The organism is Bradyrhizobium sp. 956_D2_N1_4, assembly GCF_052076025.1.
Lineage (GTDB): Bacteria > Pseudomonadota > Alphaproteobacteria > Rhizobiales > Xanthobacteraceae > Bradyrhizobium > Bradyrhizobium barranii.
The window spans coordinates 3,043,761-3,066,526 of the sequence record NZ_CP197237.1; the positions used below are offsets into that span (position 1 = coordinate 3,043,761).

The 22,766-nt window shown below is 65.1% G+C and carries 22 protein-coding genes and 1 tRNA gene; 14 read left to right on the forward strand and 9 right to left on the reverse strand.

The annotated features are described in order from the left end of the window. Positions 1-70: 70 nt before the first annotated feature. From AB7535_RS14075 to AB7535_RS14085, 3 genes are read right to left on the reverse strand one after another with little or no spacing between them, the layout of a single operon-like run. The gene (locus AB7535_RS14075) at positions 71-1,429 is read right to left on the reverse strand and encodes a TRAP transporter large permease (RefSeq protein WP_063983437.1); all 1,359 of its coding nucleotides are present in this window, start codon (positions 1,427-1,429) and stop codon (positions 71-73) included. Continuing rightward, complete coding sequence (locus AB7535_RS14080) at positions 1,426-1,980, reverse strand: TRAP transporter small permease (protein WP_063983436.1); 555 nt, start codon at positions 1,978-1,980, stop codon at positions 1,426-1,428. Before AB7535_RS14080 ends, AB7535_RS14075 begins: the two co-directional genes overlap by 4 nt. Continuing rightward, complete coding sequence (locus AB7535_RS14085) at positions 1,977-2,999, reverse strand: TRAP transporter substrate-binding protein (protein ID WP_439036513.1); 1,023 nt, start codon at positions 2,997-2,999, stop codon at positions 1,977-1,979. Before AB7535_RS14085 ends, AB7535_RS14080 begins: the two co-directional genes overlap by 4 nt. A gap of 297 nt (positions 3,000-3,296) precedes the next feature. On the opposite strand from AB7535_RS14085, the gene AB7535_RS14090 reads away from it, so the two are divergent. Next, positions 3,297-3,539 (forward strand): pentapeptide MXKDX repeat protein, encoded by a 243-nt coding sequence (locus AB7535_RS14090; RefSeq protein WP_028150975.1) that lies wholly within the window; start codon positions 3,297-3,299, stop codon positions 3,537-3,539. A gap of 137 nt (positions 3,540-3,676) precedes the next feature. Here AB7535_RS14090 and AB7535_RS14095 read toward each other — a convergent pair whose 3' ends face one another. Next, a complete protein-coding gene (locus tag AB7535_RS14095; RefSeq protein ID WP_071914157.1) occupies positions 3,677-4,024 on the reverse strand; it encodes a DUF6481 family protein in 348 nt (115 codons plus the stop codon). A gap of 263 nt (positions 4,025-4,287) precedes the next feature. On the opposite strand from AB7535_RS14095, the gene AB7535_RS14100 reads away from it, so the two are divergent. From AB7535_RS14100 to AB7535_RS14110, 3 genes are all read left to right on the forward strand, one after another. Next, complete coding sequence (locus AB7535_RS14100; protein WP_028150973.1) at positions 4,288-4,515, forward strand: hypothetical protein; 228 nt, start codon at positions 4,288-4,290, stop codon at positions 4,513-4,515. A gap of 71 nt (positions 4,516-4,586) precedes the next feature. Next, entirely contained in the window at positions 4,587-4,823 is a 237-nt protein-coding gene (locus AB7535_RS14105) for a hypothetical protein (RefSeq protein WP_085401256.1), read from the forward strand. Between the two features lie 174 nt (positions 4,824-4,997). After that, positions 4,998-5,780, forward strand: coding sequence for a hypothetical protein (locus tag AB7535_RS14110; RefSeq protein ID WP_247310434.1), 783 nt, complete (start codon positions 4,998-5,000; stop codon positions 5,778-5,780). 100 nt (positions 5,781-5,880) lie between these two features. Here the strand turns inward: AB7535_RS14110 and AB7535_RS14115 are convergent, their stop codons facing one another. Continuing rightward, positions 5,881-6,039, reverse strand: coding sequence for a hypothetical protein (locus tag AB7535_RS14115; RefSeq protein WP_028161343.1), 159 nt, complete (start codon positions 6,037-6,039; stop codon positions 5,881-5,883). 188 nt (positions 6,040-6,227) lie between these two features. On the opposite strand from AB7535_RS14115, the gene AB7535_RS14120 reads away from it, so the two are divergent. Together AB7535_RS14120 and AB7535_RS14125 are read left to right on the forward strand one after the other, a co-directional pair. Beyond that, positions 6,228-6,380 (forward strand): hypothetical protein, encoded by a 153-nt coding sequence (locus AB7535_RS14120; protein ID WP_014495428.1) that lies wholly within the window; start codon positions 6,228-6,230, stop codon positions 6,378-6,380. 267 nt (positions 6,381-6,647) lie between these two features. Next, positions 6,648-6,866 (forward strand): hypothetical protein, encoded by a 219-nt coding sequence (locus AB7535_RS14125; protein WP_166341428.1) that lies wholly within the window; start codon positions 6,648-6,650, stop codon positions 6,864-6,866. 147 nt (positions 6,867-7,013) lie between these two features. On the opposite strand, the gene AB7535_RS14130 is transcribed toward AB7535_RS14125, so the two are convergent. Together AB7535_RS14130 and AB7535_RS14135 are read right to left on the reverse strand one after the other, a co-directional pair. Further along, positions 7,014-7,268, reverse strand: a complete 255-nt coding sequence (locus AB7535_RS14130) for a hypothetical protein (RefSeq protein ID WP_228411358.1) — start codon at positions 7,266-7,268, stop codon at positions 7,014-7,016. A gap of 672 nt (positions 7,269-7,940) precedes the next feature. Continuing rightward, a complete protein-coding gene (locus AB7535_RS14135) occupies positions 7,941-8,612 on the reverse strand; it encodes a DUF4145 domain-containing protein (protein ID WP_439036514.1) in 672 nt (223 codons plus the stop codon). Positions 8,613-8,762: 150 nt separating this feature from the next. On the opposite strand from AB7535_RS14135, the gene AB7535_RS14140 reads away from it, so the two are divergent. Continuing rightward, a complete protein-coding gene (locus AB7535_RS14140) occupies positions 8,763-9,188 on the forward strand; it encodes a hypothetical protein (RefSeq protein ID WP_439036515.1) in 426 nt (141 codons plus the stop codon). A gap of 162 nt (positions 9,189-9,350) precedes the next feature. Here the strand turns inward: AB7535_RS14140 and AB7535_RS14145 are convergent. Then, a tRNA-Arg gene (locus tag AB7535_RS14145) sits at positions 9,351-9,427 on the reverse strand. 161 nt (positions 9,428-9,588) lie between these two features. Here AB7535_RS14145 and AB7535_RS14150 point away from each other — a divergent pair. The 7 genes from AB7535_RS14150 to AB7535_RS14180 all read left to right on the forward strand — a co-directional run bounded on the left by AB7535_RS14150 (position 9,589) and on the right by AB7535_RS14180 (position 21,013). Next, complete coding sequence (locus AB7535_RS14150) at positions 9,589-9,831, forward strand: hypothetical protein (RefSeq protein WP_166341529.1); 243 nt, start codon at positions 9,589-9,591, stop codon at positions 9,829-9,831. Then, a complete protein-coding gene (locus AB7535_RS14155; protein WP_439036516.1) occupies positions 9,828-15,032 on the forward strand; it encodes an alpha-2-macroglobulin family protein in 5,205 nt (1,734 codons plus the stop codon). Before AB7535_RS14150 ends, AB7535_RS14155 begins: the two co-directional genes overlap by 4 nt. 95 nt (positions 15,033-15,127) lie before the next feature. Next, complete coding sequence (gene pbpC / locus AB7535_RS14160) at positions 15,128-17,236, forward strand: penicillin-binding protein 1C (protein ID WP_439036517.1); 2,109 nt, start codon at positions 15,128-15,130, stop codon at positions 17,234-17,236. 50 nt (positions 17,237-17,286) lie between these two features. Further along, positions 17,287-19,029 carry an ArnT family glycosyltransferase gene (locus AB7535_RS14165; RefSeq protein ID WP_439036518.1) on the forward strand — a complete coding sequence of 581 codons (1,743 nt, stop codon included), beginning with the start codon at positions 17,287-17,289 and terminating at the stop codon, positions 19,027-19,029. After that, the gene (locus AB7535_RS14170; protein WP_439036519.1) at positions 19,030-19,875 is read left to right on the forward strand and encodes a phosphatase PAP2 family protein; all 846 of its coding nucleotides are present in this window, start codon (positions 19,030-19,032) and stop codon (positions 19,873-19,875) included. A gap of 65 nt (positions 19,876-19,940) precedes the next feature. Next, positions 19,941-20,678 carry a glycosyltransferase family 2 protein gene (locus tag AB7535_RS14175; RefSeq protein WP_085401448.1) on the forward strand — a complete coding sequence of 246 codons (738 nt, stop codon included), beginning with the start codon at positions 19,941-19,943 and terminating at the stop codon, positions 20,676-20,678. Beyond that, the gene (locus tag AB7535_RS14180; RefSeq protein WP_071914138.1) at positions 20,675-21,013 is read left to right on the forward strand and encodes a lipid-A-disaccharide synthase N-terminal domain-containing protein; all 339 of its coding nucleotides are present in this window, start codon (positions 20,675-20,677) and stop codon (positions 21,011-21,013) included. Before AB7535_RS14175 ends, AB7535_RS14180 begins: the two co-directional genes overlap by 4 nt. Positions 21,014-21,022: 9 nt before the next feature. Here AB7535_RS14180 and AB7535_RS14185 read toward each other — a convergent pair whose 3' ends face one another. Further along, positions 21,023-22,711, reverse strand: a complete 1,689-nt coding sequence (locus AB7535_RS14185) for a Na/Pi cotransporter family protein (protein WP_439036520.1) — start codon at positions 22,709-22,711, stop codon at positions 21,023-21,025. Between the last annotated feature and the right edge of the window lie 55 nt (positions 22,712-22,766).

A 22,766-nucleotide genomic window follows, 5' to 3' on the forward strand; every position in this document is an offset into this window, starting at 1 on the left:
CGGGATCGAGGAGAGATGGTGGGCACGGCGCTGCGCGCCTTTGCCCACCCTACGGCAATTGCGATCGCCTCTACCTGCTCCCGTCCGGCCCCATCACCAGGTCCGGCAGGCCGGTCGAGATTCCCGGGAAGAAGCACAGCAGCAGCACCGCGAGCATCATCAGCAGCACGAAAGGCAGGGTGCCCCAGATCACCTCGCGCAGGGGAATATCCGGCGCGACGTTGCGGATGACGAAGATGTTGAGGCCGACCGGCGGATGGATCAGCCCCATCTCCATCACGATGGTCATGACTACGCCGAACCAGATGATGTCGAAATTGGCGGCGCGGAGCGGCGGCAGGATGATCGGCGCGGTCATGAGAATAATGGAGACCGGCGGCAGGAAGAAGCCGAGCACGACGACCATGACGAGGATCGCGAACAGCAGCTCCCAGCGCGGCAGGTGCATCGCGACGATGGATTCGGCGACCGATTGCGAGATGTGCAGATAGCTCATCACGTAGGAATAGAGCAGCGACATGCCGATGATCATCATCAGCATGGTCGATTCCCGGATCGTCGACTTCAAGATCGGGGCGAGGTCGCTCGGCCGCCACACGCTGTAGATCGCCGCGATCAGCGCCAGCGCGAGGAGGCCGCCGAGGCCGGCGGTTTCCGACGGCGTCGCGTAGCCGCCATAGAGCGCGATCATGACGCCGGTGAGCAGCAGCACGAAGGGGATTACACGCGGCAGCACGCTGAAGCGTTCGGCCAGCGTGTATTCGTCGCGGGCCAGGATCGCAGCCTCAGGCCCGCCTTTCTCAAAGATCGCCTGCGCCGCGGCATATTCCTGGCGGAAGCGGATCACCGCATAGGCGCCGAACAGGGACACCAGCAGCAGGCCGGGCCCGATGCCGGCGAGGAAGAGACGGCCGAGCGATTTTTCCGCGGCGACCGCGAACAGGATCATGGTGATCGAGGGCGGCAGCAGAATGCCGAGCGTGCCGCCGGCGGCGATGATGCCGGCAGCAAATCCGCCGGAATAGCCGCGCTTGCGCATCTCGGGGATGCCGGCCGATCCGATCGCCGAGCAGGTCGCAGGGCTGGAGCCCGCCATCGCCGCAAACAGCGCGCAGGCGAACACGTTGGCGACGCCGAGGCCGCCGGGGACGCGATGCAGCCAGGCATGCAGGGCCGAATAGAGATCCTGGCCGGCGCGCGATTTGCCGATCGCGGCGCCCTTCAGGATGAAGAGCGGGATCGACAGCAGCGTGATCGAGGCCATTTCCTCGTAGACGTTCTGCGTCACCGTATCCAGGGACGCGGCCGGCATGTAGATGCCCATGAACACGACCGCGACCGCGCCGAGCGCGAACGCGATCGGCATGCCTGAGAACATCACGACCAGCGTCGCGATACCGTAGGCGAGGCCGATACCGAAAACGCTCATGGACGCCTGGCTCCTGCGAAAGGCAGCGCAAGCTGCACGAGGATCTGGATGCAGAGCAGGCTCATCCCGAGCGCCATCAGCGAATAGGGAATGGCGAGCGGCGGCGACCACATCGAGTTTGAGACCTGACCGTCGACATAGGCTTCATGGGTCAGCGTCCAGGACTTCCAGGCGAAAAAGGCGCAGAACAGGAACGTCGCGGCATCGACCAGCCAGAGCCTGATCCGGTTCGCGAGCGGTGACAGCAGGCCGACAAAGGCCTCGATGCCGATATGGCCGCGGTTCTGCTGCACATAGGCCGCCGTCATGAAGGTGGCGCCGACCAAGAGGAATACGGCGGCCTCGTCCTGCCAGTAATTGGCGGCCTTGAACAGGGCGCGGCTGAGCACGCTGTAGCTCAGGATGGCGCAGGCCGCGATCAGCGCGATCGCTGCGAACACGACGATGATGGTGTTGAGGACGGCGAGACCGCGATCGATCGCCGCCGCAAGGCCGGTCCCTGCGGCAGCGTTCGCCTGGTCGTCACGATCCGGAAGCGGACCGTGGCTCATGCGCCGACGTCGGAGGCGAGCTTGAGCAGGTTGGCGGCGGTCGCGGTCTTGGCGCCGTAATCCTTCCACGCGGTGTCGCGGGCGATGTCGCGCCATTTGCCGACGGTGGCGGCATCGAGCGCACTGACCTTGGCGCCGGCCTTCTCGTAGACCTTGGCGACCTCGACGTCGTCGTCCTGCGCGCCCTTGCGGCCGAAGGCTTCGAGCTCGGTGCCGACCGCGAGCAGGACGTCCTGCTGGTTCTTCGGCAGCTTGTCGAAGATCGCCTTCGACATCATCAGCGGCTCGAGCATGAACCAGTAGGAGGCACCCGCACCCGAGGTCAGCGACTTCGCGACCTCTTCGAGCCGGAACGAGATCAGGCTGGTCGAGGAGGTGATGCCGGCATCGCAGGCGCCGGTCTGCATCGCCGCGTAGATTTCGTTCGACGGCACCGAGAGCACCGAGGCGCCGGCGGTCTGGAGCACCATGTCCATCTCGCGCGAGCCGCCGCGCACCTTCATGCCCTTGGCATCTTCAGGGGCGACGATCGGTTTGGAGCGGCTGGCGACGCCGCCGGCCTGCCACACCCAGGTGAGCAGGATGATGCCCTTGTCGGCGAGGAAGTCAGTCAGCGCCTTGCCGACCGGCGCCTTCTTCCAGCGCATGCCCTGGTCGTAGGTGGTCACGAGGCCCGGCATCAGGCCGATATTGGTCTCCGGTAGCTCACCACCGGCGTAAGGCATCGGATAGAGGCTGATGTCGAGCGCGCCCTTGCGCATCGCGGAGAACTGCGCGTTGGTCTTGATCAGCGAGGAGTTCGGATAGATTTCCGCGGCGATGTCGCCTTTGCTGCGCTTGCCGACTTCAGCCGCGAACATGCGGCAGAGCCGGTCGCGGAAGTCGCCCTTGTCGATGGTCCCTCCCGGGAATTGATGCGAGATCTTCAGCGTGGTCGCGGCATGCGCGGTACCAGTGCCGAAGCGAAGAATGGCGGGTGCGGCGACGGCGGTCGCGATCAGATGACGGCGCGTGAGCATGGTGTATCCCCTTGGACGGCCCTTGGCCGGTTCTTGTTTGGTGTGAGGTGGGCTGGGTCCTTGAGACCAGCGCATAGGTCCATCCTAGCCGGTCTCTCACCCAATATTCTCTCATCTGATAGTTCGAGACCGAATGCCGGGGCAAGTGCCGGCCTTGCTGCAGTGCACACGGAACATCCTCGCAGCCGGCCCGCAGAAATTTTGTCAGTGGGCGCGTAACAACGCCAGCGGGCAATCCGTCGAGATCAGATAGCGGCGTCCGTCGCTGACAAACACCATCTCGAAGGGAAATCACTCATGACCATTCGCACCCGCATCGTGCTCGGCGTCTCGGCTGCCGCTCTGTCGCTTGGCCTCGCGCTGTCGCCGGCCGCTTTTGCCCAGGACAAGATGGGCAAGGACGACGGCATGATGAAGAAGGACACGATGTCCAAGGACGGCATGAAGAAGGACACCATGTCCAAGGACGACGGCATGAAGAAGGACCACATGTCGAAGGACGGGATGAAGAAAGACGACGGGATGATGAAGAAGAACTGATCTTCCGCCGTCGTCGCGGCGTCTGCGAAGGCAGACGCGCGCTTGGAAGTCCGAGGGCGGTCACATGGACCGCCCCCAGCGATGTTTCAGTTCAACTTCACTTGAACGCGACGTGAGTTGAACGTGACTTGCGAACGTTACTTCCGCTTGGCCTTTCGGGCAGCGTAGCGGGCGTCGCGCTTGGCCTTTTGCTCGGCCTCGACTTCAGCCTGCTTGGCGATCGCTTCTTCCGCTTCGCGGGCGATACGAGCGGCTTCGGCCGCTGCAGCTTCTTCCGCAATACGCTTCTGCTCGGCCTTCTCGGCTTCGCGCGCGGCCTTTGCCTCTGCGCGCTTGGCCGCGAGCGCCTCGCGCTCAGCACGACGTGCCGCCACCGCCGGATCATCCAGCCCGGGCTGCGACTTGAATTTGTTCAAAAGATTTTTGCGCGCTTCCTGCGCCGCCTTTTGCCGGTCTGAAAACCCGGGTTCCCTAAATCCACTCACGGGCCTTGCCTTCCTCGCTTTCAATCCTACATCGGTGACTGTTGGTACGTCGGCTGGGCATAGCAGGCACCACGCGACGCAGAAGCGTGTACATCGGCGCGCGTCGCGAAGCCACCCATAATCGCAGCCGATCAGGTAGACGAAAAATCGCCACCACCGACGATCTCTCGTAGCCCCGAAAAACTGCCGAATTGTGATGTCCTTCATAGAGGACCACACGGAGCGGCGCCTAGCGTCCGCCCGGTACGAGACGGAGCACGGGCATGATGATCTCAAGACTGAGCCCGAAGGCGCTCGCAATCGCCGTCGCGGTGGTCGCCTTGGCTGGCGTCGCACTGTTGCTCGCCCGCCCTAAGCCGATCGAAAGTGCCGTCCTCGGCGCGGATTGGGAATGCACCCAGACCGCATTCTTGCTGACGACCTGCGCACCTCGGGCCACTCCGGCGGTCGAAACCTCGCGCAAGGATGCGATCCGGCAGACCCGGGGCTGAAACGATCGACCGGGATGTGACGCGACGTCGCAGAGGTGGTAAAGCCGGCTCACCCCTGCGATCGGCCAGTCATGTCCAAGTCTGAGTCCAAGCCCGAATCCAAGCCCGAACCGGGCAAAAAGCCCAAATCCCTCGCAAAACCTCAATCCGGCGACAACCGTCGCGGCGCGATTGCCGGATTGATCATCGCGCTCGTGATCCTCGGTGTCGGCTGGTGGCTCGCCCGCGATCTCACCGCGGCCAGCAAGATGCAGGACTGCCTGATGTCGGGGCGGACCAACTGCAATGTGATCGAGCCGGCGCGCTAGAACGGTTCCGCCGCGCCCCCCGGGGCCGAAAATTGCCGTGATCTTAATCATTTGTAACGGGACTTAGCCGACCAAAGCAGGTCAGTTATGTCCGCCGGCATCAGCCAGGCGCGAGGCGAATCGTCTATCGCGCTAGGCACCACGGCAATCGCGAGAGTAGGGGGTCAAGCACGCATGAGTGCGTCCAGCCGCATGAAGATCATTATTCCCTTGGTTTCGGCCATGTCCCTTGTCGCGCTTTCGGCGCAGGCACAGGACTCATTGCCGCCAAGACCCCAGGCCCAGACGCCTGCGGGGCCCGGCGCGGGCGCGCCGCCCCAGAACAATCAGAACATGCGCAAGGGCCCCCCGCCGCAGCAGGCGGCCCGGCCCGCGCAACAGCCCGGCGGCCAGCCCCACGCCGGCGGCCCCGGTCCCGGCCCACACGGAGCAGGTGGCCCGCCGCCCGGACGCAATTACGCCAGGGGCCCCGCACCGGAGCGCGACTGGGGCGGACACGCCTATCGCGGCAATCGCGCCTGGGATGGCGGGCGCTGGCGCCACGAGGTCCGCAACGGCCGCTCCGGCTGGTGGTGGGACGTCGGCGGCGTCTGGTACTATTATCCGCAGCGGATGGCCGGCCCGCCGGCCTACATCTCCGAGGATTACTTCGACGACATGCCGGTGGCCTATGCTCCGGCGCCGCCTCCCGTCGCCTACGAACCGCCGCCGCCTCCGCCACCGGCTGATCCCGGCGCAAGCGCACTTGGCGGCGCCATCGTCGGCGGCGTGCTGGGCGGCCTGATCTCGGGCAACGCCTCGGGCGCGGCCGCGGGTGCCGTGATCGGCGGCGCCACCGGCGCGATCGCCGGCGCCACGGCTGCCTCGCGGCCCGGCTATTATTTCGCCCAGGGCAATTGCTACTACCGCTATCCGAGCGGCCAGTATGTGCAGGCCGATCCTCGCGCGTGTTACTGAGGCTTCAGGCAAGGTCTGAAACAAGGAGGCGGGCGCAGGCCCGCCTCTTTTTGTCTGGGCAACGTATTGCTTGCTGACGCGATACTGATCGCTTCGCGCGTCACACCAGCCAGTTGAAGAACGCGATCGCGGCCCAGACCAGGCCTGCGATCCAGGCCAGCATCACGATACCGATGGTGGCAAGAAACGTGGCGCCGAACAGGTCGGGCCTTGCGCGTCGCGTTGGGACGTGAGCCTCGGCTGCTGCTTCCTGTGTCATGATGGACCACCCATGCCCTCTCGCGGCGGTGCGAGCGGTTGAGTTCTGTTTAGCCGAGACGCCGGTTGCAGGCTGTGACGCAGTTCACAGATGCGTCAGGGTGGGTTCGGACGACGCGAAGCCACCCCGCATTCATACGGACGAAATTGCCATCGGTCCGTCCATATCGGTCGGTTAGGTTCGGCCTCATGTGCCCCAAGTACGACCCACAGCACGAAGCCGAGGCGGCGATGAAGCGGGCCGCGGCGTCCGCCGACGGCGCCGACCGGCAGAGACTGATCCAACTGGCTCTGGCCTGGCATCAGCTCGCCCGCGACCGGCGCGACGAGCAGACGGACTAATCGCATCCTCGGCGAGATCTCGCGCCAATGGCCGGCCGAGGTCGGGACGCTGGTTGGCCTGCATGAGAAAGCCCCGTGCTCGGGGGGACAAGCACGGGGCCCTTCAAAGCCGACCGGGGCTGGCGGGTCGGCACCACTCCATTTCGTCGCAGCCAACGTGCTGGTCGTGATCTCGTTCGCGGCGCTACGCATTTCGTCGCGCCGTGGTTCGCTGCGACAGACGTTGCGCGGTTAGGAACATCCGTTCCCCGTCGACGTTGGCCGGCTATGACAGACCCCGAATTGCGCGCGCAGTCTTTCGAGATCGCCTGGAAATATCTCGACCAATCCGGCCTGCTCACCGGTGAGCCCAATGATTCAGCCCGCTTCATCCTGAACAGGATCGACCGGTTGATGCTGCGCGGCGAGCGGCGCAGGCTGCTGCTGTCGAACGCCGCGATCGATGCGTACCGATTGCGGCCCGTGCTCGTGACCTTGGATGCATGAACGAACCGAGCCAGCGAAACGCGGCATTAATGAATGCGCGCTGCCGATTTTTGCGATGACGATTCGTGCTTTTGGAACGAAGCGGAGTCGGACCGTGAACAAAAGAAAGGCCGCTTAGGCGTCGGCTGATCTGGTGCTGCGCCTGACTCAATCGATCGCCAGGCAGTGCTCCAAATGTGGCTCCGAGTCCGCCTTCTCGCGGCTTGGACGCGCCCAGGCCTGAATAGCGAAGGCGAATTGATGCTGACTGGCCGCCGCGTCCGCAATGGAAGCCCGCGCCGTCTCGATGCGCCGTGTGATCACGCTGGAGTTCACGACGCCAGCGTCGATTGCCAAATACGACATCGCGATCACGGCAACCGCAGATGCGATAGCCATTCTCGTCCACTCGGTTGGCAGCATCGAATTCCCTATCGGGCGCACGTCGCCCGGCGCATAGATAGGGTTCGTCTGCCCGGTTCAAAGACCGGGGCGAGGGTACCCACGTATTCGTGAAGGACGATAGACCTTACAGGGGCGTATGTCGGCGCCAACGTTGGCGCGATAGAATGTCGCCTGACGATCCTAGCAGACCTTGCGGCCATCTATTGGAATTAACGTTAGCAGCGGCGCAGTTACGCCTCTACCGAAAAGGGACCTCAAACTGATTGCCACAGGTGCTGCAGCGGAAGAAGTCGGCATTGTCCGTACCACCCCCCATGGGGCCTAAGTAGGCTCCATCCCTACCAGCCATCCAGCACACCGGACACATGCTTTGGCCCGCAGTGATTGGATAGATCGAGGCCCTGGTTGCGGCGCTTTCTGCGGTGATGATGTCTCTCTCTACTACCTGCAACTCGGATCGGAGCTCGTCGCGGTGCTTGCGTAGGGAGATGGCTGGCCTTTCCTTCGTGGTCGCTATGTCACGAGCTACGCGCGCAAAGAAATCGGTCGACACTGTGCCCCCGCTACGAGTCCGGTCTAGACGGTAGCCTGCTTGTGACGGTAGCCTGCTTGTCTGCCGTCTGCGACCCGATGGCCCTAGGCAACGGATGTTACCCTGATCGGACTCCCCGGCCATTAAACGTCTCCCGGCTACTTTGCTGGCGGTTTTCCCCCCGCGGCGAGTTTAGCATTGAGGGCGGCCTTCTTAGCGGCTGCAGCTGCTGGCCCTACATAAAAATGGTCGAACAATTCTTCGATAACCTCCAAGCACCACTCTGCCTCTTCCGGCTCGACGTCGATGACTTGAAGGGTCGTCTTGTCGTCTATCGGGTGAGCGGAAAAATTGCCGAAATTTCGAATCGCGTCGATCGTCTCGCGAAGTTTATGCGGGAGCGCTTTTTTTGGGTCGGTTTCAGCTAATAGCTGGTCGATTTCTTTCGCGAGATCCTTGTCCTTATAACCCCCGGCCCGCAGCATGTTTTGCAAGCAGCGTCGCGATAGCGCAGCCGATGCTTTTGCGCTTATTGGAAGGACGTTGCAGGCCTCGATATAGTCGTTGGCTATGGCGGCGAGGACTGCAGCAGGGACGGGGCCGCGATTCGCTCCGATCGGAAAAATTTGGCGCCAAGGAACGAGCGGTTCCTTATCAGTACCGACAGTTACTTCGATGGTCAATTCCCCGCAGTTGGGACAAACGCTGTTGCGATACATCCAGTACCCCTCGACGGCGCCGATGCGGCCTTTCGAGGAATTTTGGCCCCTTCGAAAATAGTCGTTATACCAATTGTCGTGGAAGTGAATGCTGCAATGCGGGCACTTCATTCGGACCTACCCTAACTCGAATCAGGCACGAAGCATGACACCCTCATTGCGAGTGGGGGAGACAACCTTCGCTTGTCCCGGATATTCACAGGCCTATCATGGGCGATCCTGGACGCTTCCAATCCGCCGATCCGGGACGATTGGGGGGCTATGGTGACAGTTACGAGCGTACTTGTCGGCCTTTTTTCTGGAGCTGTCGGATGGCTCCTAACAGAATTCATAGCAAAACCCATTCGCCGCGCCTTGGAATTGGCAGCCGACGCTAGAGCGAGCCTTATCGACTACGCCAATGTTTCGGCTAGGTTTGACTCTCGCGGAAAATCGACAAGCCTCTCCGACGATGCGGAAGCACGCCTAGCCGAAGCCGAAAAGAAGTATCGGCGGTTGTCCGCTGAGTTCTACGCCTTCGCCCAAACGGATAGGGCGGCGCATTTTGTGTTGAAGCACCTAGCGTTGGACGCGCAAGGCATAGGGACGGCCCTAATGCAGTTGTCAAATAACTTGGGGCAAGAAGGTGGAGGAAGAAAGTCGGCCATAAAGGAAGCGAAGAAGGCGCTGAAAGTAACGCTGATCTAGGATAAAGCCGCGACACCATAAGCAAGCTACTGCGGTTGTCTCGTCGTCGCCTGCGGCGTTCCTCCTAGAGCGGTCCACCGAACCTTACGCCGGCGCAGCTCAACGAAGTTCGGTGCGAACCGGCTCCGGCTTCCCAAGGCGATTAACTTATGAGCCGAATACTGGCGATCCCGGCAGGAATCGAACCTGCAACCCTCAGAGTAGAAATCTGATGCTCTATCCAGTTGAGCTACGGGACCGTCTGGGCCGGCCTCGGCCGCCGCCTGCCGGTCTTCTATCACGCCAAATATGAAAAATCCTCGCTCCCGCCAAGTCTGAACCGAACCGTTTTCCTCAACGCCGCGACTAAGCGGAACGGTGGGGTGTCAGGGTGCCGGGTTGAGCGGCAGCGGACTGGACGATGGATTACATCGCCGGGAACGCTGGCCAGCTTCCGGGACACGGCCGCCGGTCGATCGGTCAGGTATGGCTGCGCCATCAGGACGGCGTGCGCGGTGATATCTCGATCGGTCTCCTCAGGGCTTGCCTTGTCATGGCGAATGCGACGATTTGCACCTTTGGTTCCATCGCCTTGAGTCCGTCACCTTTCCGCGCATTTCATGCTCACGCGGCGTTCGCCGCGATTTCCGGGAGTCCATTATGATCGGTCTTGTTCGCGCCGTCACACTCTGCGCCACGCTGGCGCTCGGCCTTAGCGCCGCGCTGGCCGCCGACAAGGCGTTCAAGCGCGACGACCTCGCCGATTCCGCGATCAAGCTGGAGGCCCAGATCAAGAGCGAAGCGGGGCCGGTCGCCAAGACCAGCGCGACGCTGCGCACCGACGCCGACGCCGCCTTCCGGCGCAATGATTTCCGCACCGGGCTGTCGGTGCTCGGCCAGATCGCCGCGACCACGCCGGAGGATACCGGCAACTGGCTGCGGCTCGCCAAGGTGATCTTCCAGATCTCGCCGAAAAGCTCGAGCGAACAGACGTTCCTGCTGGAGCGGGCCTCGACCGCCGCCTACATCGCCTACCAGCGCGCCGGCAATCCGGGCGAGGAGGCGGATGCGCTCGCCGTGCTCGGCAAGTCGCTGGCCGAACGCAAGCTGTGGCGGCCGGCGCTGGATGCGCTGCGGCTGTCGCTCGACATGCGCGAGGTCGCCGACGTCCGCGGCCAATACGAGAAGATGCGCGACGAGCACGGCTTCCGGCTGCTCGACTATACCGTGGACTCGGATTCGGCGAGCCCACGCGCCTGCTTCCAGTTCTCGGAGGAGCTGGCCAAGCGCACCGATTTCGCGCCGTACCTCGCGCTGGCAGGCCAGGACAAGCCGGCGCTGTCGGCCGAAGGCAAGCAGCTCTGCGTCGACGGGCTGAAGCACGGCGAGCGCTACAACATCAATCTGCGCGCCGGTCTGCCGTCCACCGTGAAGGAGGGCCTGCCGAAATCGGCCGAGTTCAACGTCTATGTGCGCGACCGCAAGCCCTTCGTGCGCTTCACCAGCCGTGCCTATGTGCTGCCGCGGACCGGCCAACGCGGCATTCCCGTGGTCAGCGTCAACACGCCCGCGGTCAACGTCAACGTCTTCAGGATCGGCGACCGCAATCTGATCAATACGGTGGTCGACAGCGATTTCCAGAAGACGCTGTCGCGCTACCAGCTCGCCGATCTCGGCGGCGAGCGCGGCGTCAAGGTCTGGACCGGCGAGCTCGCGACCGCGATGACGCTGAACCAGGACGTCACCACCGCATTCCCGGTCGACCAGGCGCTCGGCGAGCTCCAGCCCGGCGTCTACGTGATGACCGCCGCGGCCAAGGGGCCGGGCTCGGACGACGATTACCAGCTCGCGACACAATGGTTCATCGTCTCCGACCTCGGGGTCACCGCCTATTCCGGCAATGACGGCATCCACGTCTTCGTCAATTCACTGGCGTCGACCGACCCGGTCGGCAAAGCCGAGGTCCGGCTGGTCGCCCGCAACAACGAGATTTTGGCGACCCGTAAGACCGACGACAGCGGCCATGTGCTGTTCGAGGCGGGGCTCGCGCGCGGCGAAGGCGGCCTGTCGCCGGCGATGCTGACGGTCACGGGCGAGAAGGCCGACTACGCCTTCCTGAGCCTGAAGACCTCGGCTTTCGACCTGTCCGACCGCGGCGTTTCGGGCCGGGCGGTGCCATCGGGCGCCGATGCCTTCGTCTATGCCGAGCGCGGCGTCTATCGCTCCAGCGAGACCGTCTATCTCACCGCGCTCTTGCGCGACGGGCAGGGCAACGCCGTTGCCGGCGGGCCGCTGACGCTGGTGATCGAGCGCCCCGACGGCGTCGAATTCCGCCGCGCCGTGCTGGCCGACCAGGGCACCGGCGGCCGCACGCTGTCCGTGCCGCTCAATTCGGCCGTCCCGACCGGGACCTGGCGGGTCCGCGCCTTCACCGATCCGAAGGGCTCGTCGGTCGGCGAAACCACCTTCATGGTCGAGGATTACGTTCCTGACAGGATCGAATTCGACCTGTCCGCCAAGGACAAGCTGATCAAAGCTAACGCTCCGGTGGAGCTTAAGGCGGATGGCCATTTCCTCTATGGCGCGCCGGCCTCCGGTCTCCAACTCGAAGGCGACATGCTGGTCGCGCCCGCGAGCGAACGCCCAGGCTTTGCCGGCTACCAGTTCGGCGTCGCGGACGAGGAGACCACCTCGAACGAGCGCACGCCGCTGGAGAATTTGCCGGAGGCCGACGCCAATGGCGTTGCCACCTTCCCGGTGACGCTGGACAAGCAGCCTGCCTCGACGCGCCCGCAGGAGGCGCAGATCTTCGTGCGCATGGTCGAGACCGGCGGCCGCGCCGTCGAGCGCAAGATCGTGCTGCCGGTCGCGCCCGCCAACGCCATGATCGGCATCAAGCCGCTGTTCGGCGACAAGAACGTCGCCGAGGGCGACAAGGCGGAGTTCGACCTCGTGTTCGTCTCGCCCGAAGGTGAGAGGCTGCGCCGCGATGGCCTGCGCTACGAGCTCCTGAAGATGGAGTCGCGCTACCAGTGGTATCGCCAGAACAATTACTGGGAGTACGAGCCGGTCAAATCGACCTCGCGCGTTTCCGACGGCGACGTGACGATCGCTGCCGACAAGCCGTCGCGGATTTCGCTGAGCCCGCAGCCCGGCCGCTACCGGCTCGATGTGAAGTCGAACGACGCCGACGGTCCGGTGACCTCGGTGCAGTTCGACGTCGGTTGGTATTCCGACGGCAGCGCCGATACGCCGGACCTGCTGGAGACCTCGATCGACAAGCCGCAATACGCCTCCGGCGACACCATGACGGTGTCGGTGAACGTCCGCAGCGCCGGCAAGCTCACCGTCAACGTGCTCGGCGACCGCCTGCTGACGACGCAGACCATCGACGTCAAGGAAGGTACCGCGCAGGTGAGGCTGCCAGTCGGCAAGGACTGGGGCACCGGCGCCTATGTGGTGGCGACGCTGCGCCGCCCGCTCGATGCGGCTGCGCAACGCATGCCGGGCCGGGCGATCGGCCTGAAATGGTTCGGCATCGACAAGCAGACCCGCACGCTCCAGGTGAAGCTGACGCCGCCGGCACTGGTCCGGCCGAATGCGACGTTGAAGATCCCGGTCAAGCTCGACGGGCTCAATCCGGGTGAGGACGCCAAGGTCGTGATCGCCGCGGTCGATGTCGGCATCCTCAACCTCACCAATTACAAGCCGCCGGCGCCTGACGATTACTATCTCGGCCAGCGCCGCCTGAGCGCGGAGATCCGCGATCTCTATGGGCAACTGATCGACGGCATGTCGGGCACGCGCGGACAGATCAAGTCCGGCGGCGATGCCGGCGCCGGCGAATTGCAGGGCTCTCCGCCCGCGCAAAAGCCGCTCGCGCTCTACTCGGGCATCGTCACGGTCGCCGCCGACGGCACCGCCGAAGTGAGCTTCGATATCCCCGAGTTCGCCGGCACCGCGCGCGTCATGGCGGTGGCGTGGACCGCCACGAAACTCGGCCGTGCCAACACGGATGTCGTGATCCGCGACCCCGTGGTGCTGACCACGACCTTGCCGCGCTTCCTGCTCAATGGCGACCACGGCACGGTCAACCTCGAGATCGACAATGTCGAGGGCCAGGCTGGCGACTACGTCATCAACGTGAAGACCGGCGGCCCGGTGAAGATGACCGGCAATCCCGCAACCACGGTCAAGCTCGCCGCCAAGCAGCGCAACGCGTTTACGCTCGCAATCGACGCAACCGCGGCGGGGCAGGCGACGCTCGACGTCGACATCAAGGGTCCGAACGGCCTTGCGCTGGCACGTCACTATGCGCTCGACGTCAAGGCGGCAACGCAGGTGCTGGCGCGGCGTTCGATCCGGACGCTGGCGAAGGGTGAAAGCCTGACGCTGACCTCGGACATGTTCTCCGATCTCGTCCCGGGCACCGGCAGCGTCTCGGTGTCGGCCAGCCTGTCGACGGCGCTCGACGCCGCAACGATCCTGAAGGCGCTCGACCGCTACCCCTATGGCTGCTCGGAACAGATCACGAGCCGTGCCTTGCCGTTGCTCTATGTCAACGAGCTCGCCGCCGGCGCGCATCTGGCCATGGACACCGAGGTCGACCAGCGCATCCGCGATGCGATCGAGCGGCTGCTGGCGCGCCAGGGCTCCAACGGCTCGTTCGGCCTGTGGTCGGCCGGAGGCGACGACGCCTGGCTCGACGCCTACGTGACGGACTTCCTGACCCGCGCCCGCGAAAAGGGCTTTGCGGTGCCGGACGTGCTGTTCAAGAACGCGCTCGACCGTATCCGCAACTCGGTCGTGAACGGCAACGAGCCCGAGAAGGACGGCGGGCGCGATATCGCCTACGGCCTCTACGTGCTCGCGCGCAATGGGGCGGCGCCGATCGGCGATCTGCGCTACCTCGCCGACACCAAGCTCGCCAACCTCGCAACGCCGATCGCGAAGTCGCAGCTTGCGGCGGCGCTCGCACTGGTCGGCGACCGCAACCGCGCGGAACGCGTCTACGGTGCCGCGCTCGAGAGCCTTGCGCCAAAACCGGTGCTGGAGTTCGGCCGCACCGACTACGGCTCGCAGCTGCGCGATGCCGCCGCGCTCGTCTCGCTCGCCAGCGAAGGCAATGCGCCGAAGGCGACGCTGACGCAGGCGGTATCGCGGGTCGAGACCGCGCGCGGTCTGACGCCCTACACCTCGACGCAGGAGAATGCGTGGCTGGTGCTGGCGGCGCGCGCGTTGGCCAAGGAGAACCTGTCGATGGAAGTCGACGGCCAGCCGGTCAAGACCGCGCTGTACCGCAGCTACAAGGCTGTGACGCTGGAGGGCAAGCCGCTGAAGATCACCAACACCGGCGATGCGCCGGTGCAGGCGGTGGTCTCGGTGTCGGGCTCGCCGGTCACGCCGGAGCCGGCTGCATCGAACGGCTTCAAGATCGAGCGCAATTACTTCACGCTCGACGGCAAGCCCGCCGACATCAGCAAGGTCAAGCAGAACCAGCGTTTCGCCGTGGTGCTGAAGATCACCGAGGCGAAGCCTGAGTACGGCCACATCATGGTGTCCGACTATCTGCCCGCGGGCCTCGAGATCGACAATCCGAAGCTGGTGTCGTCGGGCGACAGCGGCACGCTGGACTGGATCGAGGACGGCGAGGAGCCTGAAGATACCGAGTTCCGTGACGACCGCTTCACGGCGGCGGTCGATCGCGCCTCGGACTCCAAGTCGGTCTTCACCGTCGCCTACGTCGTGCGCGCGGTCTCGCCCGGCAAATACGTGCTGCCGCAGGCCTATGTCGAGGACATGTACAATCCCTCGCGCTACGGCCGGACCGGGACGGGTAACGTCGAGGTGCGGGCGGCGAAGTGAGTAGAGAGATGAGAAACGCGGCGCCTCCTCAAGCTCCGTCGTCATGCCCGGGCTTGTCCCGGGCATCCACGGACGTTGGTGCCGCGGCCAAGAACGTGGATGGCCGGGACAAGCCCGGCCATGACGGGGCAAGGGGCAGGGGCTTTCGCGTCCTCTCGGGCCTCGCGCTCACGCTGATCCTCACCATCATCGGCTTCGTCGCCTGGGTCTACGCGCTCGGCCCGCTGCCGCTCGACGAGGCGCGCCAGGTCTCCACCACGGTCGTCGATCGCAACGGAAAGCTGCTGCGCGCTTATGCCATGGCCGACGGCCGCTGGCGGCTGCCGGTCGATGCCAAGGCCAATGTCGATCCGACCTATCTCAAGCTGCTGCTTGCCTATGAGGACCAGCGCTTCTACGCGCATAACGGTCTCGACCCGCTCGCTCTCGGGCGCGCCGCACTACAGCTCACCACGCGCGGCCACATCGTCTCGGGCGGCTCGACCATCTCGATGCAGCTGGCGCGGCTGATAGAGCCGCGGCGGCAACGCTCGCTCTATGCAAAGCTGCGGCAGATCGTGCGGGCGATCGAGATCGAGCGCAGCATGAGCAAGGATGCGATCCTGGACCTCTATCTCGCGCTGGCGCCCTACGGCGGCAATCTCGAAGGCATCCGCTCAGCCTCGATCGCCTATCTCGGCAAGGAGCCGAAGCGGCTCTCTCTGGCCGAGGCCGCGCTGCTGGTGGCGCTGCCGCAATCGCCGGAGACGCGCCGGCTCGATCGCTATCCCGAGGCTGCACGCAAGGCGCGCGACCGCGTGCTGGACCGCATGGTCGAGGAACATGTGGTCAGCCTCGAGGACGCGAAGCAGGCCAAGGCCGTGCCCGTGCCAAAACTGCGCAAGCCGATGCCGATCCTCGCGCCGCATGCCTCCGACACGGCGCTTTCGACGGTCAAGGATACGCCGGTCATCAAGCTGACGCTCGACGCCAATCTGCAGAAGGTGCTGGAACCGCTGGCGCGCGACCGCGCCATTGCGCTCGGGCCCAACATCTCGGTCGGCATCATCGTGGTCGACAATGAGAGCGGCGACGTGCTCGCCCGCGTCGGTTCGGCCGATTATTTCGACGAGAGCCGGGCGGGGCAGGTCGACATGACCCGCGCCGTCCGCTCGCCGGGGTCGACGCTAAAACCCTTCATCTATGGGCTCGCCTTCGAGGACGGCTTCGTCCACCCCGACAGCTTGATCGACGACCGGCCCGTCCGCTTCGGCTCTTACGCGCCGGAAAATTTCGACATGACGTTTCAGGGCACGGTGCCGGTGAAGAAGGCGCTGCAATTGTCACTGAACGTGCCGGCGATCGTGCTGCTCGACCGCGTCGGCGCGAGCCGGCTGTCGTCGCGGCTGCGGCAGGCCGGTGGCAATCTGGTCCTGCCCAAGGACGAGGCACCGGGGCTCGCGATGGGACTCGGCGGCGTTGGTGTGACACTCCAGGACCTCACCCAGCTCTATACGGGTTTCGCCCGGCTCGGCACCACCATGCCGTTGCGCGACCTCATGACCGGCCGGGACGATCGGGAACCGCTGCGGCTGCTGGACCAGGTCGCGGCCTGGCAGGTCGGCAACGTGCTTCTGGGCACGCCGCCCCCCGAAAATGCCGCCCACAACCGCATCGCGTTCAAGACCGGCACCTCCTACGGCTATCGCGACGCTTGGTCGGTCGGCTTCGACGGCCGCATGACCATCGGCGTCTGGGTCGGCCGGCCCGACGGCGCGCCGGTTCCCGGGCTGATCGGCCGCGTGGCCGCAGCCCCGATCCTGTTCGACGCCGTCGCGCGCACCGGCAAGACGCTGGCCCCGTTGCCGAAGCCGCCGAAGGGAACCCTGGTCGCCAGCAACGCCAAGTTGCCATTGCCGCTGAAGCGGTTCCGCCCGGTCGGGGACCTGGTGCGGACCGGCAGCGAGCAGGCGCTGCATATCCAGTTCCCGCTGAACGGCTCGCGGATCGATGTCGACCGTTCCGGCGGCGAGGGGAGCGCAGCCATGCCGGTGAAGGTCGCCGGCGGCGTCCTTCCCATGACCATCATGGTTAACGGAACTTCGCTCGGCGAGATCGACGGGCGCCGCCAGCGCCTGATCGATCCGCCCAGTCCGGGCTTTGCGCGGCTCACCGTGATCGACGCCACTGGCGCCGCGGACACAGTTGTCATTCGAATTCAATGACCCCGCCTTAACCGGTTGTCCGAATGACGGTTTCAGCGTAAGCGGAACCAATGGCCGAGACCTATCCCAGCCCCCGTTTTGGAGCACCCCGCGAGCCGAAAGCGCCCGTGAATCCGGGCAGCCGGCTCGTGCTTATGCTGGACTACGCCACCGCCAGTCACGCCCGCGCGGTCGGCTTCCTGCTGCTGTGTGCGCTGCTGCTATTCCTGCCGGGCTTCTTCACGATTCCGCCCGTTGACCGCGACGAGGCGCGCTTCGCGCAGGCCACCAAGCAGATGGTCGAGAGCGGCGATTATGTCGACATCCGCTTCCAGGAAGACGTCCGCTACAAGAAGCCAGTCGGCATCTACTGGTTGCAGTCGGCCGCGGTTGAAGCCGCATCCGCGCTCAAGCTGCCGAAGGCCGAATTGCGGATCTGGGTGTACCGGCTGCCGTCACTGATCGGCGCAATCGGCGCCGTGCTCATGACCTATTGGGCCGCGCTCGGCTTCGTCACGCGGCGCGCCGCGGTGCTCGCCGCGCTCCTGATGTGCGCCTCGGTGCTGCTCGGCGTCGAAGCACGCCTCGCGAAAACCGATGCAATGCTGCTGTTCTGCGTGACCGCCGCGATGGGCGCGATGTCGCGCGCCTATCTGTCGTGGCAGCGCGCAGAGGATGAGACGCATCCGCCCTGGAGCTGGCCCGCGATCTTCTGGACCGCGCTCGCGGTCGGCATCCTGATCAAGGGCCCGCTGATCCTGATGTTCGCAGGCCTGACCATCGTCGCGCTCGCGATCCAGGACCGCGATGCCTCGTGGCTATGGAAGCTGCGTCCGCTCTGGGGCCTGATGTGGATGCTGGTGCTGGTGCTGCCCTGGTTCGTCGCGATCTTCTGGCGCGCGGGCGATGCCTTCTTCGCCGATTCCGTCGGCGGCGACATGCTGAGCAAAATCGGCGCCCAGGAATCCCATGGTGCGCCGCCCGGACTGTATCTGGCGCTGTTCTGGATCACATTCTGGCCCGGCGCGCCGCTTGCGGCGATGGCGGCGCCGGCGGTGTGGCGGGCGCGGCGCGAGCCCGGCGCGCAGTTCCTGCTGGCCTGGCTGATCCCGTCCTGGATCGTGTTCGAGGCGGTGCTGACCAAGCTGCCGCATTACGTGCTGCCACTGTATCCGGCGATCGCGATCCTCACCGTCGGTGCGCTGGAGCGCAACGTGCTGTCGCGCTCGTGGCTCGCGCGCGGCTCGGCCTGGTGGTTCGCGATTCCCGCTGCCGCCTCGATCATCGCCGTGATCGGCGCGGTCATGCTGACGCGGCAACCGGCGTTCGTGGCCTGGCCGTTCATTGCGGCCTCGCTCATTTTCGGTCTGTTCGCCTGGTGGCTGTTCGACACCAATCGCGCCGAGCGGTCGCTGCTCAACGCACTGGTTGCAGCGCTGATGCTCGCGGTCGTGGTCTACGGCATCGTGCTGCCGTCGCTGACCCCGCTGTTCCCGAGCATCGAGATCGCACGCGCGCTTCGCAACGTCACCTGCGTCGGGCCGAAGGCAGCCGCTGCCGGCTATCACGAGCCGAGCCTCGTGTTCCTGACGGGCACGCAGACGCTGCTCACCGACGGCTCGGGCGCGGCGGATTTCCTGCGCCAGGGGAGCTGTCGCTTCGCGCTGATCGAGCAGCGCTCGGAGCGCAGCTTCGTGCAGCGGGCCGAGGCGATCGGGCTGCGCTACAAGGTCGGTACGCGCATCGACGGCTATAATTTCTCGCAAGGGCGCGCGATCTCGATCTCGATCTTCCGCTCGGAAGGCACTGAGTAGATGCCGGCGCCAGCCGACATCACGCCGCGCCCGGGCTATCCCGCGCAATTGCTCGCGGTGTCGGGCCGTGCCTTGGCGCAGCTCGTCCGTACGCCTTCGCATTCGCGCCGCGCCGAAGCCGCGCGAAAGCTGGCGCGGCATTCGCTGTGGCTCAGCGCGGCCGGTGCGGCCTTGATTATCGTGCTGATGCTCGCGTTCGATCAGACCGAGATCCAGCTGATGCCGGTGCGTGGCACGCCGAGCCTGTGGCCGATCCGCATCCTCACCGATTTCGGCAAGGACGAGTATGTGCTCTCGGTGCTCGGGGGGACGCTGGTGGTCCTGGCGCTCGTTGCAGCGGGATTGCACGGCACCCGTCGTGGGCTGCTGCTCGGCATCGGTACGCGGCTGCAGTTCATGTTTCTGTCTGTCGCCCTGTCCGTGTTCGTTGCCGAGATCCTGAAATATCTCATCGGCCGCGGCCGTCCGTTCGTGAGCGGCAAGGCCGATCCGTTCAACTTCATCCCGTTCGAGGGAACGGGGGCTTATGCCAGCCTGCCGTCGGGTCATGCGGTGACGGCGTTTGCGCTGGCGTTTGCTGTCTCGGCGCTGTGGCCGCGCCTGCGCGTGTTCATGTTCACTTACGCAATCGTGATCCTGCTGACCCGGCTGGTGCTGCTCGCGCATCATCCGAGCGACGTCGTCGCCGGCGCTCTGGTCGGCATGGTCGGCGCCATGGCAGTGCGCTACTGGTTCGCGGCCCGGAGGCTCGGCTTTGCCATCCGCGCCGACGGCACCATTGTGCCTCTTGCAGGGGCGGTCTCGGGCCGCCTCAAAAGGGTTGCCCACGGGGCATCCGCCCCATAAAAGCGGCTGCCTGCCGGGACCGCCGGTTCCCCGGGGCAGGCCAATTCCAACCACGAGCTTTCGATTTGTCGTCGTCCCAGCCTTCGGTTTCCATCGTCGTTCCCGTGCGCAACGAAGCCGACAACATCGCGCCGCTGATCGAGGAGATCGGCGCGGCGCTCGACGGCCGCTGGGCCTATGAAATCATCTACGTCAATGACGGCTCGACGGACGCGACCGGCGAACGGCTCGGCGCGATCATGCAGCAGCGGGACAATCTCCGGCAGCTTCGCCATGCCAGATCAGGCGGCCAGTCGGCAGCAGTGCGCAGCGGCGTGCGCGCAGCGCGCGGCGCGATCGTGGCGACGCTCGACGGCGACGGGCAGAACAATCCCGCCTTCCTGCCGGACCTGATCGCGGCGGTCGAGAAGGGGGCGGGGCGCGTCGGTCTCGCGGCCGGTCAGCGTGTCGGACGCAAGGATACCGGCTTCAAGAAATTCCAGTCGCGCGTGGCGAACGGCGTCCGCAATGCTATCCTGAAGGACGGAACGCGCGATACCGGTTGCGGCCTGAAGGCGTTCCGGCGCGACGTGTTCCTGATGATGCCCTATTTCGACGGGCTGCATCGCTTCCTGCCGGCGCTGGTGCGCCGCGAAGGCTACGAGATCGCCTATGTCGACGTGATCGACCGGCCGCGCCATTCCGGCGTGTCAAACTATGGTTTCTTCGACCGGCTGTGGATCGGCATCATGGATCTCGTCGGCGTGTGGTGGCTGATCCGCCGCAAGAAGCCGACACCAGATGTGACTGAGGTGAAGGCATGATCATCCAATACGGTCAGGCGTTGAATAACTATCTCTACGACGTCTTCGTCGCCAAGTTCGATTTCTGGCTGGCGTTCGGCCTCGTCGCGCAGCTGTTCTTCACCGCACGCTTCCTGGTGCAGTGGATCGCGAGCGAGCGGGCCGGCAACAGCGTGGTGCCGATGGCGTTCTGGTTCTGCTCGATGGGCGGCGGGCTGATGACGCTGGTCTACGGCGTCGTGAAGCGCGAGCCCGTCATCATCCTCGGACAGGCGCTCGCGACCATCATCTATATCCGCAACATCATGCTGATCATCAAGAACCGCGGCCGCGCCTCGAGGACGCTGGAACGCTGAGACGCGCCGCTAGCGCGGTAACGCCGACGCCGCGCCGGAGGCGGGCAGGGCGGCATCCGCCTCGCTCCTGCGATAAGGCTCGCCGGCGGCATCGAGCACGGGATAGGCGACCGAGCAGATATGCGAGTGGATGCGGCGTAGGTCGCGCAGCACGTCGAGATGCAGCGAGGTGGTCTCGATGGTCTCGGGGCGGCCCTCGCGCAAGCGGTCGAGATGACGCTCGACGGCGGCGAGCTCGGTGTTCTTCAGCGTGGTCTTCTCCACCAGCAGCTTGCGCGCTTCGTTGGCATCGCCCGACATGAAGACGCCGAAGGCGATCCGCAGCGAGTCCATCGTGCGCTTGTGGAAGGCGGCGAGCTCCTCGGCGCCCTCGGCCGAGAACTGGAAGCGGCGCTTGATCTTCTTGGTCGCGAGCTCGCTCAGGCTCTTGTCGATGATGTCGCCGATATGCTCGAGGTTGATGGCGAAGGAGATGATCTCCATCGCGCGCCGGCCCTCGCTCTCGTCGAGGCTGCCCCGCATCAGCTTCGTCACATAGAGCTTGATGGCTTCGTCGAGGCTGTCAACGACATTGTCCATCTTCGTGACCTGGTCGACCAGCGCGCGGTCGCCGGTCATCATCGCCGCCATTACCTTGCGCAGCATGACCTCGACCAGATCGCCCATGCGCAAGGTCTCACGCGCGGCGTCGGCGAGCGCCAGTGACGGCGTCTCCAGCGCGCTCTCGTCGAGATAGCGCGGCCGGGCCGGATCGTCTTCCCGGACGCGATCAGGCAGCAGCCGGGTCAGGAGCCGGGACATGATGTCGAGCAGACCGATGAAGATGACGGCCGTGCCTACGTTGAAGGCGATGTGGAAGGCCGCCGTCATCCTGGCGAGATCAGGCTGCCAGGCGTGCATGTGCTCAGCGATCCCATTCAGGAACGGCAGCACCAGCGCGACCCCGATCACGCGGTTGGCGAGATTGCCGAGCGGCAGGCGGTAGCTTGCGGGATCGTCGCGCCGGGCGCCCTCGAACACGGGATTGATGGCGCTGCCGAGATTGGCCCCCAACACCAGCGCGAGGGCCGCGTAAGGTGTGATGAACTGCGAATAGGCCAGCGACATGATCAGCAGCACGCTGGCGACGCTCGAATGCACCGCCCAGGTGACGAGCGCGGCGATGACGATGCAGAGCACGGGATCGCCCGTGATCGCGGACATCATGACACGAACACCCGGCGCGTTCTCCGCCGGAGCCAGCGTGTCGAGCAGGATGTGCAGCGACAGCAGCATCAAGCCGAGACCGATGAATACGCGCCCGATATCCTTGATCCGCGACCGTGGGCCGGAGCGGAAGGCGACGAGCCCGAGCACGAACAGGACAGGCGCAACGGCTGCGATGTTGAACGACAGCACCTGCACGATCAGCGTCGTGCCGACATTGGCCCCCAACATGATGGCGAGCGCGGCGGCCAGGCTGACGAGGCCTTCTGCCGCGAATGAGCTGGTGATCAGCGCCGTCGCCGTGCTGCTCTGGAGCAGCGCGGTAAGGCCTAGCCCGGCGGCGAACGCGTTGAATCGGTTGCCGAGCGCCTTGCCGAGCAGCCGCCGCAGGTCCGGGCCGAAGGCGCGCAGAATCCCGCTGTGGACCATGTGCAGGCCCCACAGCAACAGCGCCACGCCGCCCATCAGATCGAGCAGAACCAACGTTCCCATGCTCCGCGTCCGGATTGGAGTCGATTGGTGAGGCTAGCGCCAAACGTCAGCGGTT

Bases quoted from the DNA above. Each gene is read 5' to 3' on its own strand.
- AB7535_RS14150 (WP_166341529.1), top strand. From the start codon at position 9,589: ATGGATTACATCGCCGGGAACGCTGGCCAGCTTCCGGGACACGGCCGC.
- AB7535_RS14075 (WP_063983437.1), bottom strand. From the start codon at position 1,429: ATGAGCGTTTTCGGTATCGGCCTCGCCTACGGTATCGCGACGCTGGTC.
- AB7535_RS14130 (WP_228411358.1), bottom strand. From the start codon at position 7,268: ATGCTGCCAACCGAGTGGACGAGAATGGCTATCGCATCTGCGGTTGCC.
- AB7535_RS14115 (WP_028161343.1), bottom strand. From the start codon at position 6,039: ATGACACAGGAAGCAGCAGCCGAGGCTCACGTCCCAACGCGACGCGCA.
- AB7535_RS14140 (WP_439036515.1), top strand. From the start codon at position 8,763: ATGGTGACAGTTACGAGCGTACTTGTCGGCCTTTTTTCTGGAGCTGTC.
- AB7535_RS14120 (WP_014495428.1), top strand. From the start codon at position 6,228: ATGTGCCCCAAGTACGACCCACAGCACGAAGCCGAGGCGGCGATGAAG.
- AB7535_RS14165 (WP_439036518.1), top strand. From the start codon at position 17,287: ATGGCCGAGACCTATCCCAGCCCCCGTTTTGGAGCACCCCGCGAGCCG.
- AB7535_RS14180 (WP_071914138.1), top strand. From the start codon at position 20,675: ATGATCATCCAATACGGTCAGGCGTTGAATAACTATCTCTACGACGTC.
- AB7535_RS14125 (WP_166341428.1), top strand. From the start codon at position 6,648: ATGACAGACCCCGAATTGCGCGCGCAGTCTTTCGAGATCGCCTGGAAA.
- AB7535_RS14105 (WP_085401256.1), top strand. From the start codon at position 4,587: ATGTCCAAGTCTGAGTCCAAGCCCGAATCCAAGCCCGAACCGGGCAAA.
- AB7535_RS14135 (WP_439036514.1), bottom strand. From the start codon at position 8,612: ATGAAGTGCCCGCATTGCAGCATTCACTTCCACGACAATTGGTATAAC.
- AB7535_RS14090 (WP_028150975.1), top strand. From the start codon at position 3,297: ATGACCATTCGCACCCGCATCGTGCTCGGCGTCTCGGCTGCCGCTCTG.
- AB7535_RS14170 (WP_439036519.1), top strand. From the start codon at position 19,030: ATGCCGGCGCCAGCCGACATCACGCCGCGCCCGGGCTATCCCGCGCAA.
- AB7535_RS14185 (WP_439036520.1), bottom strand. From the start codon at position 22,711: ATGGGAACGTTGGTTCTGCTCGATCTGATGGGCGGCGTGGCGCTGTTG.
- AB7535_RS14085 (WP_439036513.1), bottom strand. From the start codon at position 2,999: ATGCTCACGCGCCGTCATCTGATCGCGACCGCCGTCGCCGCACCCGCC.
- AB7535_RS14110 (WP_247310434.1), top strand. From the start codon at position 4,998: ATGAGTGCGTCCAGCCGCATGAAGATCATTATTCCCTTGGTTTCGGCC.
- AB7535_RS14100 (WP_028150973.1), top strand. From the start codon at position 4,288: ATGATGATCTCAAGACTGAGCCCGAAGGCGCTCGCAATCGCCGTCGCG.
- AB7535_RS14155 (WP_439036516.1), top strand. From the start codon at position 9,828: ATGATCGGTCTTGTTCGCGCCGTCACACTCTGCGCCACGCTGGCGCTC.
- AB7535_RS14080 (WP_063983436.1), bottom strand. From the start codon at position 1,980: ATGAGCCACGGTCCGCTTCCGGATCGTGACGACCAGGCGAACGCTGCC.